The organism is uncultured Maribacter sp. (assembly GCF_947496775.1).
GTDB lineage: Bacteria > Bacteroidota > Bacteroidia > Flavobacteriales > Flavobacteriaceae > Maribacter_B.
In genome coordinates this window covers 137,886-152,795 of record NZ_CANMDU010000002.1, presented here as the reverse complement: position 1 = coordinate 152,795, position 14,910 = coordinate 137,886, and the positions used below count along the sequence as shown (strand labels likewise).

General features: G+C 32.1%; 17 protein-coding genes. 12 read left to right on the top strand and 5 right to left on the bottom strand.

Annotation, left to right across the window (positions count from 1 at the left end; all coding sequences use genetic code 11):
• The first annotated feature begins 23 nt into the window (after nt 1-23).
• Genes ribD through Q0856_RS05185 form a run of 4 tightly spaced genes read left to right on the top strand, consistent with a single transcriptional unit; the run spans nt 24 to nt 3,154 of the window.
• Nucleotides 24-1,076, top strand: a complete 1,053-nt coding sequence (gene ribD, locus Q0856_RS05200; protein WP_298503247.1) for a bifunctional diaminohydroxyphosphoribosylaminopyrimidine deaminase/5-amino-6-(5-phosphoribosylamino)uracil reductase RibD — start codon at nt 24-26, stop codon at nt 1,074-1,076.
• Nucleotides 1,069-1,674 (top strand): HAD family phosphatase, encoded by a 606-nt coding sequence (locus Q0856_RS05195; protein WP_298476542.1) that lies wholly within the window; start codon nt 1,069-1,071, stop codon nt 1,672-1,674. Before ribD ends, Q0856_RS05195 begins: the two co-directional genes overlap by 8 nt.
• Nucleotides 1,674-2,537, top strand: a complete 864-nt coding sequence (locus Q0856_RS05190; RefSeq protein ID WP_298503244.1) for a DMT family transporter — start codon at nt 1,674-1,676, stop codon at nt 2,535-2,537. The genes Q0856_RS05195 and Q0856_RS05190 overlap by 1 nt, the downstream gene beginning before the upstream one ends.
• Nucleotides 2,537-3,154 carry a YigZ family protein gene (locus tag Q0856_RS05185; protein ID WP_298503242.1) on the top strand — a complete coding sequence of 206 codons (618 nt, stop codon included), beginning with the start codon at nt 2,537-2,539 and terminating at the stop codon, nt 3,152-3,154. Before Q0856_RS05190 ends, Q0856_RS05185 begins: the two co-directional genes overlap by 1 nt.
• A gap of 5 nt (nt 3,155-3,159) precedes the next feature.
• Here Q0856_RS05185 and Q0856_RS05180 read toward each other — a convergent pair whose 3' ends face one another.
• Nucleotides 3,160-3,564, bottom strand: coding sequence for a thioesterase family protein (locus Q0856_RS05180; RefSeq protein WP_298503241.1), 405 nt, complete (start codon nt 3,562-3,564; stop codon nt 3,160-3,162).
• Nucleotides 3,565-3,774: 210 nt separating this feature from the next.
• Here Q0856_RS05180 and dnaA point away from each other — a divergent pair, with 210 nt between their 5' ends.
• The 3 genes from dnaA to Q0856_RS05165 are packed head-to-tail and all read left to right on the top strand — an operon-like array spanning nt 3,775 to nt 6,383.
• Entirely contained in the window at nt 3,775-5,199 is a 1,425-nt protein-coding gene (gene dnaA / locus Q0856_RS05175) for a chromosomal replication initiator protein DnaA (RefSeq protein ID WP_298476555.1), read from the top strand.
• Between the two features lie 12 nt (nt 5,200-5,211).
• The gene (locus tag Q0856_RS05170) at nt 5,212-5,664 is read left to right on the top strand and encodes a low molecular weight protein-tyrosine-phosphatase (protein ID WP_298503240.1); all 453 of its coding nucleotides are present in this window, start codon (nt 5,212-5,214) and stop codon (nt 5,662-5,664) included.
• The gene (locus Q0856_RS05165) at nt 5,664-6,383 is read left to right on the top strand and encodes an SAM-dependent methyltransferase (RefSeq protein WP_298503238.1); all 720 of its coding nucleotides are present in this window, start codon (nt 5,664-5,666) and stop codon (nt 6,381-6,383) included. The genes Q0856_RS05170 and Q0856_RS05165 overlap by 1 nt, the downstream gene beginning before the upstream one ends.
• A gap of 58 nt (nt 6,384-6,441) precedes the next feature.
• Here Q0856_RS05165 and Q0856_RS05160 read toward each other — a convergent pair whose 3' ends face one another.
• The 4 genes from Q0856_RS05160 to dapF form a co-directional block, all read right to left on the bottom strand.
• Nucleotides 6,442-7,071 carry a hypothetical protein gene (locus tag Q0856_RS05160; protein ID WP_298476568.1) on the bottom strand — a complete coding sequence of 210 codons (630 nt, stop codon included), beginning with the start codon at nt 7,069-7,071 and terminating at the stop codon, nt 6,442-6,444.
• A gap of 147 nt (nt 7,072-7,218) precedes the next feature.
• Nucleotides 7,219-8,262 carry an endolytic transglycosylase MltG gene (mltG, locus tag Q0856_RS05155; protein WP_298476570.1) on the bottom strand — a complete coding sequence of 348 codons (1,044 nt, stop codon included), beginning with the start codon at nt 8,260-8,262 and terminating at the stop codon, nt 7,219-7,221.
• On the bottom strand, nt 8,253-8,783 hold the full coding sequence (locus tag Q0856_RS05150) for a GNAT family protein (RefSeq protein ID WP_298503237.1): 531 nt from the start codon (nt 8,781-8,783) through the stop codon (nt 8,253-8,255). Before Q0856_RS05150 ends, mltG begins: the two co-directional genes overlap by 10 nt.
• Nucleotides 8,777-9,553: a diaminopimelate epimerase gene (dapF, locus tag Q0856_RS05145; protein ID WP_298477211.1), complete on the bottom strand. Its 777-nt coding sequence runs from the start codon at nt 9,551-9,553 to the stop codon at nt 8,777-8,779. The genes Q0856_RS05150 and dapF overlap by 7 nt, the downstream gene beginning before the upstream one ends.
• A gap of 127 nt (nt 9,554-9,680) precedes the next feature.
• On the opposite strand from dapF, the gene Q0856_RS05140 reads away from it, so the two are divergent.
• From Q0856_RS05140 to rplS, 5 genes are all read left to right on the top strand, one after another.
• Entirely contained in the window at nt 9,681-11,075 is a 1,395-nt protein-coding gene (locus Q0856_RS05140; RefSeq protein ID WP_298476576.1) for a trypsin-like peptidase domain-containing protein, read from the top strand.
• Nucleotides 11,076-11,196: 121 nt separating this feature from the next.
• The gene (locus tag Q0856_RS05135; RefSeq protein ID WP_298503235.1) at nt 11,197-12,645 is read left to right on the top strand and encodes a glyceraldehyde-3-phosphate dehydrogenase; all 1,449 of its coding nucleotides are present in this window, start codon (nt 11,197-11,199) and stop codon (nt 12,643-12,645) included.
• Between the two features lie 145 nt (nt 12,646-12,790).
• On the top strand, nt 12,791-13,414 hold the full coding sequence (locus Q0856_RS05130) for a tRNA (guanine-N1)-methyltransferase (protein ID WP_298503233.1): 624 nt from the start codon (nt 12,791-12,793) through the stop codon (nt 13,412-13,414).
• Between the two features lie 56 nt (nt 13,415-13,470).
• Nucleotides 13,471-14,145 (top strand): tRNA (guanosine(37)-N1)-methyltransferase TrmD, encoded by a 675-nt coding sequence (trmD, locus tag Q0856_RS05125; RefSeq protein ID WP_298503232.1) that lies wholly within the window; start codon nt 13,471-13,473, stop codon nt 14,143-14,145.
• Nucleotides 14,146-14,363: 218 nt separating this feature from the next.
• Nucleotides 14,364-14,714 carry a 50S ribosomal protein L19 gene (gene rplS, locus Q0856_RS05120; protein ID WP_298476588.1) on the top strand — a complete coding sequence of 117 codons (351 nt, stop codon included), beginning with the start codon at nt 14,364-14,366 and terminating at the stop codon, nt 14,712-14,714.
• The last annotated feature ends 196 nt before the right edge of the window (nt 14,715-14,910 follow it).

The following is a 14,910-nucleotide window of genomic DNA, read 5'->3' as shown; positions in this document are numbered from 1 at the left end:
GTTTATATTCCTATTTTTGTGAAGTGAAGATACATGAAAAATACATGTTACGTTGTATTGAATTAGGCAAAAATGGTCTTGGCAATACAGCTCCCAATCCGATGGTTGGTAGTGTTATTGTCTACAATAACAAAATAATTGGAGAAGGATATACTAGTCCGTACGGGGGGTCCCATGCAGAAGTAAGCGCAATAAACTCAATTACAGATATTTCTCTTTTAAAAGAAGCCACTCTATACGTTACTTTGGAACCATGCTCTCATTATGGAAAGACTCCTCCTTGCGCAGATTTAATTATAAAACATCAAATTAAAACTGTTGTTATTGGCACATTAGACCCTAATGAAAAAGTAGCTGGCAAAGGCATTAAAAAATTGAAAGAAGCCGGTTGTAATGTAATTACCCCAATATTGGAAAAAGAATGTAAGGAACACCACAAACGCTTCTTAACTTTCTTTACAAAAAAACGCCCTTATATAATTTTAAAATGGGCAGAAACAAAAGACGGATTTATAGCTCCTAACTCCTCTAAGCGCAAAGTAACCCCAGAGCCATTTTGGATTACAAACACTTTTTCCAGACAAATAGTTCACAAATGGCGTGCAGAAGAACAAGCTATACTTGTAGGTACTAATACCGCTATACAAGACAACCCCAAATTAGATACAAGAAAGTGGAAAGGCAAAAATCCTACTAGGATAGTTTTAGACAAAAACCTAAAAGTAAAGCAAGATTTTCATCTTTTAGACAACAAAACAAATACCATTGTTTTCACAGAAAATAAGCTCGTAAAAAACATAATTCCCAACATAAATTACGAAATTGTTTCATTTGATGCATCTTTAGCTAAACACATTTGCAATTCTCTTCACCGCAGAAATATTAATAGTGTAATTATAGAAGGCGGCACTAAAACCATACAAACCTTTATTGATAGTAAACTTTGGGATGAAGCTCGTATTTTCATTGGAAACACTTCTTTTAAAGAAGGCATTAAAGCCCCCATTATTAATAACGAAAAAGGCCACACCAAACAACTATTAAAAGACCAATTATACATAATAAAAAATGACTAAAAATATTATTTTTGATTTTGGCGATATATTCATCAATCTAGACAAACAAGCTGTTTTTAAGGAATTAGCAAAATATGGCTTTACATCTTTAACTCCCGAATTAGATTCTGTAGCAAAAAAATACGAGCAAGGATTAATATCATCTGAAAACTTTATACAAAGTTTAATTACAATTTTTCCCAAAGCAGATGCCTCAAAAATAAAGACAGCGTGGAATTCCATTTTATTAGATTTCCCACTACGTCGTTTGGAGTTTCTAGAAAACCTAGCTAAAGAAAAAAAATATCGCCTTTTCTTATTAAGCAATACAAATGAAATACATATTTCCTATGTAATAGAATCCATGGGTAAGGAGAATTATAAGCGTTTTAAAGATTGTTTTGAAAAATTCTACTTATCGCATGAAATACAATTACGAAAACCAAATGCGGATATTTATGAATATGTACTACAACAAAACAACTTAATTGCAGAAGAAACCTTTTTTATTGACGACACAAAAGAAAATACAGATGCCGCAGAAAAATTAGGCATTCCATGCTGGAATTTACAAGTTGGATTTGAAGATGTTACTGATTTAAAAAACAAAATACAATAATGCTGAATCTTGTCTTAAGCATCTTGTTTTCTAGCTTAATATTTGTAATTTTTAAACTGTTTAGTATTTATAAAATACAAACCTTATACGCTATTATTACAAATTACGTAGTTGCATGTACCGTAGGGTTATTTCTTTACCAAGGTCCTATTGCAATTTCTTCTGTCCCACAAAAACCTTGGTTCTTTGGTACATTAGCATTAGGGTTGTTGTTTATTCTAGTTTTTAATTTAATGGCTGCTACAGCTCAAAAAGTGGGAGTATCTGTAGCTTCTGTAGCTACTAAAATGTCGTTTGTAATACCTGTAATTATAGGCGTAATAGCATATCAAGAACATTTAAGTATTTTAAAAATTGTTGGAATTCTTTTGGCTATAGCGGCAGTTTATTTTGCCTCTATGAAAGAAAGTAAAGCTTCTTTTAACATAAAAATATTACTATTACCTATCCTTGTTTTTCTTGGATCCGGAAGTATAGACGCTACTATTAAATACTTTCAAGAAAAACATGTTAACCCAACAGAATTCTCTCTTTTTTCGTCAGTAGTTTTTGGTTCTGCAGCAATAATTGGTATTCTTTTTATTGTATTACAATCTAAAAAGAAACCATTAAAAATAAATTTCAGAAATATTATTGGCGGAGTTGTACTAGGAGTTCCTAATTTTTTCTCTATTTATTTTCTTTTAAAAGCTCTTAACAACCCTAACTTTAATAGCGCTTCTATTTTTACCATCAATAATGTTGCGATTGTTATGTTTTCCACCCTATTAGGTATTCTACTTTTTAAAGAAAAAATAAGTACTAAAAATTGGTTTGGTATTGCTTTAGCAATTATCAGCATATCTCTTGTAGCATTAACGTAATGCAAAATAATAACGATACATATAAAACGGTATTAAAACCCTCTAAAGAAATTCTTTTAAAGGAAAAGAAGAGCAAGTTTATTGGTTACGTGTTTCCCATTACAACCGAAAAAGACATTAAGCCCATAATAGAAAATTTACGCAAAAAACATCATACAGCCAATCACGTATGTTATGCATGGCAATTAGGAGTAACACAACCTATTTATAGAGCTAATGACGATGGAGAGCCGAACAATTCAGCAGGAATGCCAATATATGGCCAGATAAAATCTTTTAATATCACAAATGTATTAGTAGCAATTGTAAGAATATTTGGCGGAACAAAACTGGGTGTAGGTGGCTTAATAAGTGCTTATCGCAATTCGGCAGAAATCGCCTTAAAAGAAGCCACAATTGTGGAGAAAATAATTTTGGATACTTACAAAGTCTCTTTTAACTACAAAGAGATAGATAAAGTAATGCGCATAATAAAACAACACCAGTTAAAAATTAATGCTCAAAAAATGGAAATGAAATGTTCTATACAATTTTCCGTAAGACAAAAAGATTCCGAAAAAGTGGAAAGCATATTTAAAACGCATCACGAAATTACTATCAGAAAAATGAATTCATGATTTTTCTACCCCTCTAAATGTAACTTTTTAAGAATGTAATCGGGACACTTTATAGGTCGTCTTTTTTCCATATCCATAAAAACTAACTCCACATTTGCTTCCGCTAAAATTTCTCTCGCTTCATTATAAATAACAAAGTCAAATTCAATCCTAACAGACGGTGTTTTTTTTAAAATAGTCCTAACAATAATTAAATCATCATAAAAAGCAGATTTCTTGTATTTAGTCTGTAAAGAAATAACTGGGAGCATAACCCCATTCTCCTCCATGCTTTTGTAAGAAACACCTTTATTTCTAAGCCATTCAACTCTTCCCATTTCTAAATACTGTGCATAGTTACCATGGTAAATAACCCCCATCTGATCTGTTTCGCTATACCTAGCTCGAAAAGAAATTTCGTTAAAATCCATATTAATTCAGGTAATTATTATATATTTAAATGGTTCTCAATTTAGCCATACGAACATGAGAAAAAAATATCTAAAATTCAAAGGATTTTCATTTTTTTATTACATATTTTGTTCACATATTTGCTAAACTATAAGCACACTATTTACGACTTATTAAACACAAGTCTTTAAAACGAAATCACTAACCAAAAAAAAGAGGAAAATATTATAATGAGTGTTACTGCAAATTCTGTTTGGGATAATTGTCTGGCTTTTATCAAAGATAATATCCAACCGCAGGCATTTAAAACTTGGTTTGAACCAATTAAACCAATTAAGCTTTCTGAAAAAGCCTTAAGCATTCAAGTTCCTAGTAAATTCTTCTACGAGTGGCTAGAAGAGCATTATGTAAAACTTCTTAAAGTAGCTTTAACTAAAGAGTTAGGAGAAACTGCTAAGTTAGTTTACATTATTCGTATGGAAAATACATACGGCAATAAAGAACCCTTTACCGAAAAAATTCCTAGTACCAATCGTGGTAGTTTAGCATCTCAAGAATTAGATGTTCCTATTAAATCTAAAAATCCAGAATTAAGAAATCCTTTTGTTATTCCTGGCATTAGAAATATAAAAATAGAATCTCAGTTAAATCCAAATTATAATTTTGATAATTTTCTTGAAGGAGACTCCAATCGTTTAGCTCGTTCTGCTGGTATGGCTGTTGCCAATAAACCTGGAGGTACATCCTTTAATCCATTATTAGTTTTTGGTGGAGTAGGCTTAGGAAAAACGCATTTAGCTCATGCTATCGGTGTTGAAATAAAAGACAAATACCCTGAAAGAACTGTTTTATATATTTCTGCTGAAAAATTTACACAGCAATATATAGAATCTGTTAAAAAGAACACCAGAAATGATTTTATTCATTTTTATCAATTAATAGATGTTCTTATAATTGATGATGTACAATTCCTTTCTGGAAAATCTGGAACCCAAGATGTATTTTTTCATATTTTTAATCACTTACATCAAAATGGAAAGCAAGTTATCCTAACATCAGACAAAGCTCCTGTAGATATGCAAGACATAGAACAGAGATTATTGTCACGTTTTAAATGGGGATTATCTGCAGAATTACAGAATCCGGATTACGAAACACGTATTTCCATATTAAAGAATAAATTATATAGAGATGGTGTAGAAATGCCTAATGATATTATTGAGTATGTTGCAAAACATATAAAATCAAATATCAGAGAATTAGAAGGCGCTATTATTTCTCTTATTGCTCAATCTTCATTCAATAAAAAAGAAGTTACTATAGACCTTGCTCAGCAAGTAGTGGAGAAATTTGTTAAAAATACCAAAAGAGAGGTTTCCATAGACTATATTCAAAAGGTAGTTTCTGATTACTTCGAAATGGATGTTGCAACCCTACAAAGTAAAACTAGAAAACGCCATATTGTACAAGCAAGACAATTAGCTATGTTTTTCGCCAAAAAATTCACCAAAGCTTCCCTAGCTAGCATTGGATCCCAAATAGGAAAACGTGATCACGCAACGGTATTACACGCTTGCAAGACGGTAGATAACCTTGCTGAAACGGATAAACAGTTCCGTAAATATATAGATGATTTAACAAAGAAATTTTCATAATACCTTTTTTAAATGAAAACCAAAATATTAATGGTATGCCTCGGAAACATCTGCAGGTCACCATTAGCTGAAGGTATTTTAAAAAGTAAAGTTAACTCTGAACAAATTTTTGTTGACTCTGCGGGTACTGCTGGCTATCATATTGGAAATATGCCAGATATTCGCTCTATTGCTGTCGCTCAGAAGTACGGAATAGATATTCATCAGCAAAAATGCAGAAAATTTTCTTTTAAAGATTTCCAGGAATTTGATATTATTTACGCAATGGACAAAAGCAATTACAAAAATATAATTGCGCTAACATCTAACAAAAAAGACATTGCTAAAGTAAAATTATTACTTTCTGAAAGTAATACAGAAATTACTGAAGTACCTGACCCTTACTACGACAAAGACGAAGGCTTTGAACATGTTTTTCAATTAATCGATAAAGCCTGTAATGCGATTGCTAAAAAAATACAATAATGGAAACCACAACCACTAAAGGAAAACTTTATTTAATACCAACAACTCTTGGCGATAATGAACCTTTAGAAGTTTTACCTATTTCTATTAAGCAAACCATAGAAAGTGTTAATCATTATATTGTAGAAAACGAAAAAACAGCTCGTCGTTTTATTAAAAAAATAAACCCTAGAAAATCGCAACAAAATCTAAAAATAAATTTACTTAATAAATTCACAGAGCCTCATGAGATTCCCAATTTTTTAGAACCTTGCCTAAATGGAATAAACATTGGAGTTCTATCAGAAGCAGGGTGCCCTGGAATCGCCGACCCCGGAGCAGATGTTGTGAAAATTGCTCACGAAAAAAACATACAAGTAGTACCTTTAGTTGGACCTTCTTCTATATTACTAGCTCTTATGGCTAGCGGGTTTAATGGGCAAAATTTTGCTTTTAATGGCTACTTACCTATTGATAATTCCGAAAGAAAAAAAACTCTTAAAGGACTAGAAAAGAAATCAAGAGAATTAAAGCAATCTCAAATTTTTATTGAAACACCTTACCGAAATGATAAAATGTTTCAGGAACTTACCAAAACTTTAACAGAAAACGCTTATTTATGTATTGCTTGCGATATTACTTTACCAACGGAATATATTGCCACAAAGAAGATTGCTGACTGGAAAAGAACAAAGCTAGATCTACACAAAAGACCAACTATTTTTATAATTCAGGCATAAAAAAAGCCTTGACGGTTCTATTGCCAAGGCTTACCATTTTCATATTAAACTTACTCTTCTATACTTTTGGGTTTCTTTTTGGTGCAACATAAGATATGTCGTATCCCGAAAACTTTTTTAAATACTTAGATACTGTTGTTCCATAAGCATCCATAACATTATCCTTACCATAAGAACGCAAATACTTTTGTACATTTCCAGGTCCCGCCAAATGTGCCGCGGCCAACATCCCAGATTCTGTTACAACTATTCCTCCAATTTTTTTGCCAACAAAACGCTGAATATCTCTTCTAAGAATCCATTTGTTTCTTGCAATGTTGGTCCTAAAAACTTTTTCTTGCAAAATTGGGTCGTTTAAAAAACGAGTTGTATTGTACACACCCATCAATTGCAATGTTCCTACACCAAATTGATACTTACCCAAATACCCTAAGGTATTTGTTGTAAAATAATTCCCTTGGGATTCTTTAAATGCCAAGGCTTCTTTAAAACCAATGTAAGTACTTCCTAAAAAAGGAGGCGCCACAATTACATTGTTAAAATAAGTTTTGCTTTTGGGAAACAAAACTTCAGTAGGTTCATTTACTTTTAAAGTTTCTGGTACTTTAACCTCTTGGGCCTTAAAACCAAAACCTGAAAAAATAAAGGTCACGATAAGAGGACAACTTACGTATATCCATCTTCTCATATAATTAATTTCTTAAGACTTACAGCAAAAAATCAGCTCGCTTAAATTTCAGTTGGCAAAGTTAGATCGATTTTGCTATCCTTTTTTAGAAGAATTTGTTAAAACTATACAATTTTAGTCAACAAGTACAAAAATAAGGATGAGAGACTATCTATTTATCTTTTTCTCGTTTATCCAACGGACATACTGCACCTTATTTCGGTTATGTTGCGCCAGTGTTTTCGCAAATTTATGGTACCCAAAATTTTCTACATTGGCTACAAAATAAATATAATCATGTTTCTCTGAATTAAGAACAGCATCTATTGCTGTTATATCTGGCATAGCAATAGGCCCAGGAGGTAAGCCTGCATATTTATAGGTATTATAAGGAGAATCTAACTCCAAATCCTTATAAAGAACTCTTTTTATTACTTTGGTAAAATCTCCACTTTCTTTTTTTATAGCATAAATTACCGTAGGGTCTGCTTGCAGCAAAATTCCCTTGCGTAATCTATTTAAGTATACTCCAGCAACCCTTGGGCGTTCATCTACTTTCGCCGTTTCCTTATGCACAACGGAAGCCAAAGTAATTACTTCTTTTGGCGAAAATCCAATTTTTTTAGCTTTAGCTAACCTTTCGTCATTCCAGAATCTGCCATACTCCTTTAACATTTTATTCCTAAATCCTTCTGCAGATACATTCCAAAAAAACTCGTAACTATTAGGAACATACATAGACAACATATCCTCCTTATTAAAACCGTTTTTTTCTAAAAACTCCGAATCATTAAAAGCTTTCAAAAGACTAACACTATCCGCTTCTATTTGCTTAGATATTCTTCCTGCTAAATCTTTTACAGTTTCTTGATTATTAAAAGCTACTTTTACCGGAAGATTACCACTTCTTAATACACCAATAATCTCATTATTATTCATCCCTTTTTTCAAAGCGTATTTACCTGCCTTGATATTAGTAGAATACTTTTTTCTATCTGCAGCAGACAAGAAAGAAGAAAAATCTATTAGAAGAGGCTCCAAAAGCTCCTTTACATCATTAATATTAGAGTTTGTTGGTATAAACACATAAGCCTTATCGTTATTGAATTTAGTATTTGGCGTAAAAAAAGCATCATAAACAGTATAAGCCAACACTCCACCTCCAATTAACCCCAATAAAACTATAGTTAATAGTATTTTCTTTATGTACATATATTAATTTTTTGAAATAAAATTTCGTTCTTATAATCCCCATTGGAATAAATCCAATCTTTTTTAACTCCTATTTGTTCAAACCCAAGCTTTTTAAACAAATGTATACTCGCCAAATTATCTTCCAAAACATTAGCGTAAAGCTGATGTAAGTCTAACACTCTAAATGCATAATTACATAAGACAGTAATAGCATCGGCTCCTATACCTACATTTCTTCTCTCTTTTTGTAAGACAACAACACCAATACCTGCCTTTTTATTCTTAGGATCAAAATCAAACAAATCAATTAACCCTATAACCTCTTCCTCTTTAGTACATATACACAAACGTAGTTGTTTAACATCATAAATATCTCTATGCGCATTATCTAAATAAAGTTGTAATACTTTTTTTGAATATGGTGTTATTGTTCCACTAATTTCCCATAAATCAGTAGTATTCTCCAAAGCATATAAAAAATCTAAATCACTCATTTCCAGAGCTCTTAAATATATTTTATTGCCTTCTAAATTTAACATGAGATATTACCTTTAAATACTTGCTTTGCCTCACCTATTAAAAACACATCTCTATAAATTCCGTTTTCATAATTAAACGCAACCTCCAATTTACCCCCCAAAACATCAATAAAAACATGTTTTTCTTTTACCTTTCCTGTTTTATGCATTGCAATTGCCACTGCCGTTACTCCCGTTCCACAAGATAAAGTTTCATCCTCAACCCCTCGCTCATATGTCCTAACAGCAAATTTATTATCCTTAATAGCTTCTACAAAGTTTATATTACTACCAGTCTCGCCATACAAACCATATCTTAGCTTCTCACCCTCTTTCTTGACTTTAAATTCTGATAGATTTTCTACCATTTGCACGTGATGTGGAGAACCTGTATTTAAAAACAAAGCTTGTGGTTTTTCTTTAATCTCAGTAACATCTATCATTTGCAAACTAACAACATCTCCCTTCATTGTAGCATTATGCAAACCATCAATAGCTACAAAAGATGTTTTCTCTTTAATTACATTTAAAAATTGAGCAAAAGCAACAAGACACCTTCCTCCATTTCCGCACATAGTACTTTCATTACCATCGGAATTATAATACACCATCTTAAAATCGCTCTTTGGATCATTTTCCAACAAAATAAGACCATCTGCACCTACCCCGAGTCTCCTATCGCACAGAAAAGCAACCAATTTTGTATTCTCCTTTGGGAATTGCAAATTCCTATTATCAATCATTACAAAATCGTTTCCTGTCCCTTGGTATTTATAAAACGTAATATTCATTTTCTTCATAATAGTTACAAAGATAGAACTTATTAAGATTTTTTTAGCAGTTAAAAAGTCGTTAAAGACAATCCAATACTAACAAAATCTATTAATTTTACCATACCTATTTTAAAAACACAGACAAATGAAAAAAATTAGCAGTTTACTATTTGTAGCCGTTGTTGCTGGAGCAATTACCTTAGGCGCCTACAAGCTTTTTTTTGAAAACACAAACTATACTGTTATTTCACCAGAAAATGAAGCCAGTACTTTTAAAACAAGCTACACTCCTACTTCCCCTAAAGGAGCAGGAATAAATGAATTAGATTTTACGACTGCAGCAGAAACTACAGTAAATGCAGTAGTACATGTGAAAAATGTAACCTTAAGCTCTGGTCCTACGAATATTATGGAGTTTTTCTATGGCTCCAAATCTAGCAGCCAACCTCAGGTAGGTACAGGGTCCGGTGTCATAATTTCTTCTGACGGATATATTGTTACAAATAATCATGTAATAGACAAAGCAAATAAACTACAAGTTACTTTAAACAATAACAAAACCTACGATGCCGAATTAGTTGGTACTGACCCTAATTCTGATATAGCTTTACTAAAGATTGATGCAAAAAAACAGCTTCCGTACTTGGCTTTCGGAGACTCTGATAACATAAAAATTGGAGAATGGGTTTTAGCCGTTGGAAATCCGTTTAACCTTACTTCTACAGTAACAGCAGGTATTGTTAGCGCAAAAGCAAGAGCTCTTGGGCAAATAGACCAATCCTTTATACAAACTGATGCTGCTGTAAACCCAGGAAATAGCGGAGGAGCCTTAGTAAACACCAATGGCGATTTGGTTGGAATTAACACTGCTATTACATCGCAAACGGGCTCTTATGTAGGCTATTCTTTTGCCGTTCCAAGTAATATTGCTAAAAAAGTAGTCGAAGATATTATGGAATATGGCAATGTTCTAAAAGGCATAATAGGAATCACTACCCCTCCTATTAACTCTCCTTATGCAATTGAAAATGGGATAAATGAAATCGAAGGTGTGTACGTTGGCGGTGTTGAACCAGAATCAGGCGCTGAGGATGCAAAAATTCAATCTGGAGATATCATTAAAAAAATTGACGAAATTACGGTTCGAAGATTTGCTGACCTAACAGGTTATATTTCTGCTAAACGACCTGGAGATGAAGTTGAACTAACCATATTTCGGTCAGACGAAACCATTGTAGTACCCGTTACACTTAAGGAAAGACAAACTTTATTTGTTCCTGTAATGGGAATTGAAGTTAAAAATTTAACAGAAGAAGATAAGGATAAATTTGAAACAGAAACTGGAGTAAAAATCATTGGAGTACCTGAAACCTATAGAGGGTATGGTCTTCAAGGGAAAATATTACTTTCTGTCGACGGTGAAAAAATAAACAATATTCAAGAGGCAAAAACATTGTTTGGGCGAATTTCCAGATATGGAAAAACAAGCATTACTATGCTAAATAACAAAGGAGAAAGAGAAAGACTAATTTTTCAGTAAACACATAATAAATTAAATAAAAAAACGCTCTATTAATAGAGCGTTTTTTATGCAGTATTTATTTTACGAAAACGTTTGAAATAAGTACTTTTGCAAACCAATTTTTAACTATAAAGTCAGAATGGCAAAAAATAAAATGTACGAAAAAGAGCTTGCTTTCCAAGCAGACAGAAGGAAAGCAACTACCGAATTCATTAAGCTAACAAGCGATTTATGGTATGACAAATCTATAGAAATAGTCTTATTCAAAAACCAAGTAATTGATAAAAATGTAAGCGACATTATTAACTTACATGAATATGCAGGTGAATTTGTTCAAAAACCAATATCTATTTTCGATTCTGTTGAGATATTACGAGCAATTAACGATCTAAAACTACCTCCTTCAAAATTAGATATTGGTAAGCTTACTTATGAGTACCATTCCGATGACAACGACGCTATCAATGTAAAATCCTTTGTAATCAATAAACTTAAAGGAGCTAACAACTCCGATGAAATAAAACCTAAAGATGTAGTTTTATATGGCTTTGGTAGAATTGGAAGACTTCTTGCCAGAGAGCTCATGGCCAAAACAGGTAAAGGAAACCAAATGCGATTAAGAGCAATCGTTACTCGTGGCGCAACGAATGAAGAAATATTAGAAAAAAGAGCCAATCTATTAAGAACAGATTCTGTTCATGGAAAATTTAGCGGAACTGTAGATATAGATGTAAAAAATAATGCACTTATTATTAACGGCACAACGGTACACCTTATTAATGCAGCCCAACCAGAAGATATTAATTATACCACTTATGGCATCAAAGATGCCTTAATTATTGATAATACTGGAGCATATAGAAATAAAAAGGAACTGAGCAGACATTTAAAATCAAAAGGAGCTTCGAGAGTACTTTTAACCGCTCCCGGGAAAGAAATTCCTAATATTGTTCATGGTGTAAATCATAAAGAATACAATCCAGATACTACTAAGATATTTTCTGCTGCTTCCTGCACCACTAATGCTATTACTCCAATCTTAAAAGTAATTGATGATTCTTTAGGAATAAAAAAAGGACATTTAGAAACCATACATGCCTACACTAATGACCAAAACTTAGTAGACAATATGCATGGTAAATATAGAAGAGGAAGAGCTGCCGCTTTAAATATGGTAATCACCGAAACGGGTGCTGGCGAGGCTGTTGCCAAAGCTTTACCCGCACTAGAAAACAAATTAACCTCCAATGCTATAAGGGTTCCTGTTCCTAATGGCTCTTTAGCAATATTAAATTTAGAAATAAACAACAAAACATCCATAAATGGTATCAATACTATTCTAAAAAAATATGCTCTGGAAGGAGATTTAGTGGAACAAATAAAATACTCTGTAAGCAAAGAAATGGTTTCTTCAGATATTATAGGAACATCTGCTCCATCTATTTATGATAGCAAAGCCACGATAGTGGAAAAATCCGGAAAGAATATAATTCTATATATATGGTATGATAATGAGTATGGTTATTCTCACCAAGTTATACGCCTGGCAAAATATATATCTAAGGTAAGAAGGTATACTTACTACTAGAAAATAGATTAAAAAAAGGGTTTTGTTTTGGCACGATTCTACTTAAAACAAAACCTTTTTTCTTTTTTTTTTCTTTATTGACATTAATGAAGTATTTTAGTCCCCCTCTAAATCACTATTTAATTAATTTACAAACCATTAACAAATGAAAGGTTTAAGAATACTATGTACAGTAATCACCTTGTTCACAATTAACCTACAATTTGGGCAAGAAGAGAAAAAAGAACAACAAGAGTTATCTCTAGACAAAGGAAACATCAATAGCCAGTTTGAATTTATATACAAAAAATCTGGAAATTACAGGGCTGATGGAAAAAAATACGAAGTTGTAAGAGTTATTTCCTTAGACAAGCTAAAACAAAATGTGCTAGATTCGCTAAACGTTTATAGCAAAAAGGAAGATGGACTTAAAGCAACTATAAAAGGGCACGAGACTACAATAGCATCTTTAGAAAAAAAATTAGCAGAAACAAGTAACAATTTATCTGCTGTAACCGAAGAAAAAGACAGCATGTCTTTTTTAGGCATTTTAGTTTCTAAAGGAACCTATAATGTTATTCTTTGGACTATTATAGCTTGTCTTTTACTTTTATTAATTGGGTTTATTTACAAATTCAGAAGAAGTAATGTTTTAACACAAGAAGCTAAAACGGCTTTATCTGAAGTGGAAACGGAATATGAAGACCATAGAAGAAGAGCTTTAGAAAGAGAACAAAAAATAAGTAGGCAGCTACAAGACGAAATTAATAAATATAAAAAGTCTAAATAATCTAAAAGCTCCTAATGGAGCTTTTTTTTATAAAACTTCTTTAACAAGCGTTTTTTATGCGTATAGACATTATAACGGTACTTCCTGAACTTTTAAAAAGTCCTTTTGAGGCCTCTATATTAAAGAGGGCTATTGAAAAAGAACTCGTAGAGGTACATTTTCACAATATAAGAGATTATACAGACAAAAGTTACAACCAAGTAGATGACTACCAATTTGGCGGTGGAGCTGGAATGGTTTTAATGATTGAACCTATAGATAAGTGCATATCTAAACTCAAAAAAGAAAGAGATTATGACGAGGTTATTTATATGACACCAGATGGCGAAACCTTAAACCAAAAACTAGCAAACAGACTTTCTCTTACAGGAAATATTATTATACTATGCGGCCATTACAAAGGTGTAGATCAACGTGTAAGAGACCTTTTTATAACTAAAGAAATATCCGTAGGAGATTATGTATTATCGGGAGGAGAACTTGGAGCTGCAATTTTATGCGATGCGGTAATAAGATTAATTCCAGGTGTTTTAAGTAACGAAACCTCTGCACTAACCGATACTTTTCAAGACAACCTCTTAGCCCCTCCTATATACACAAGACCTGCAGAATATAAAGGACACAAAGTTCCTGAGATACTCCTAAGCGGTAATTTTCCTAAAATAGAAGAATGGAGAGAAAACAAAGCATTAGAAAGAACGGAAAAACTAAGGCCTGATTTGTTAAAATAAACAGATCACAAAACATTAATTAGAGATTGTTTTTTTAATTTTTAAAGTAAGCTCCATACTTTTAAAAATTCTTTATCAAATAAAACAATTCCAGCAAAACCAAAATAACAACTAAAATTTCTTGTTACTTTTAATAAATACTGTATTTTTGCAGACTGTTAAAATAACCTCTGACGAAAATCGTGAATGTTGTTTAAATATAATATCAAAAAATAAAGATGGAATCACTTATTAAGTTTGTAGAAAACGAATTCGTTCCTAAAAAAGATTTCCCTGAATTCTCTGCTGGAGATACTATTACAGTATACTATGAGATAAAAGAAGGTGAAAAAACACGTACACAGTTCTTTAAAGGAGTTGTTATTCAAAGAAGAGGTTCTGGAGCAACAGAAACATTTACTATTCGTAAAATGTCTGGTACTGTTGGTGTAGAGCGTATTTTCCCTATTAACTTACCTGCTTTACAAAAAGTAGAAGTTAATAAACGAGGAAAAGTGCGTAGAGCTAGAATATTCTACTTTAGAGAATTAACTGGTAAGAAAGCTAGAATTAAAGAAATTCGTAAGTAAACTTACTAATTAGAATCATAAAAAAGCACTACTAATATTAGTAGTGCTTTTTTTGTTATAAACAATTGTGAACAAAATAAGTTAACAAACTGTTGATTACTAATAAGATACAAAAATATAACTTTAAAATATTTTTATTATCTTTAAGTATGATTTTAAAGGAGATATGTCTCGGGAAGCCTTGAGAACCATCAAA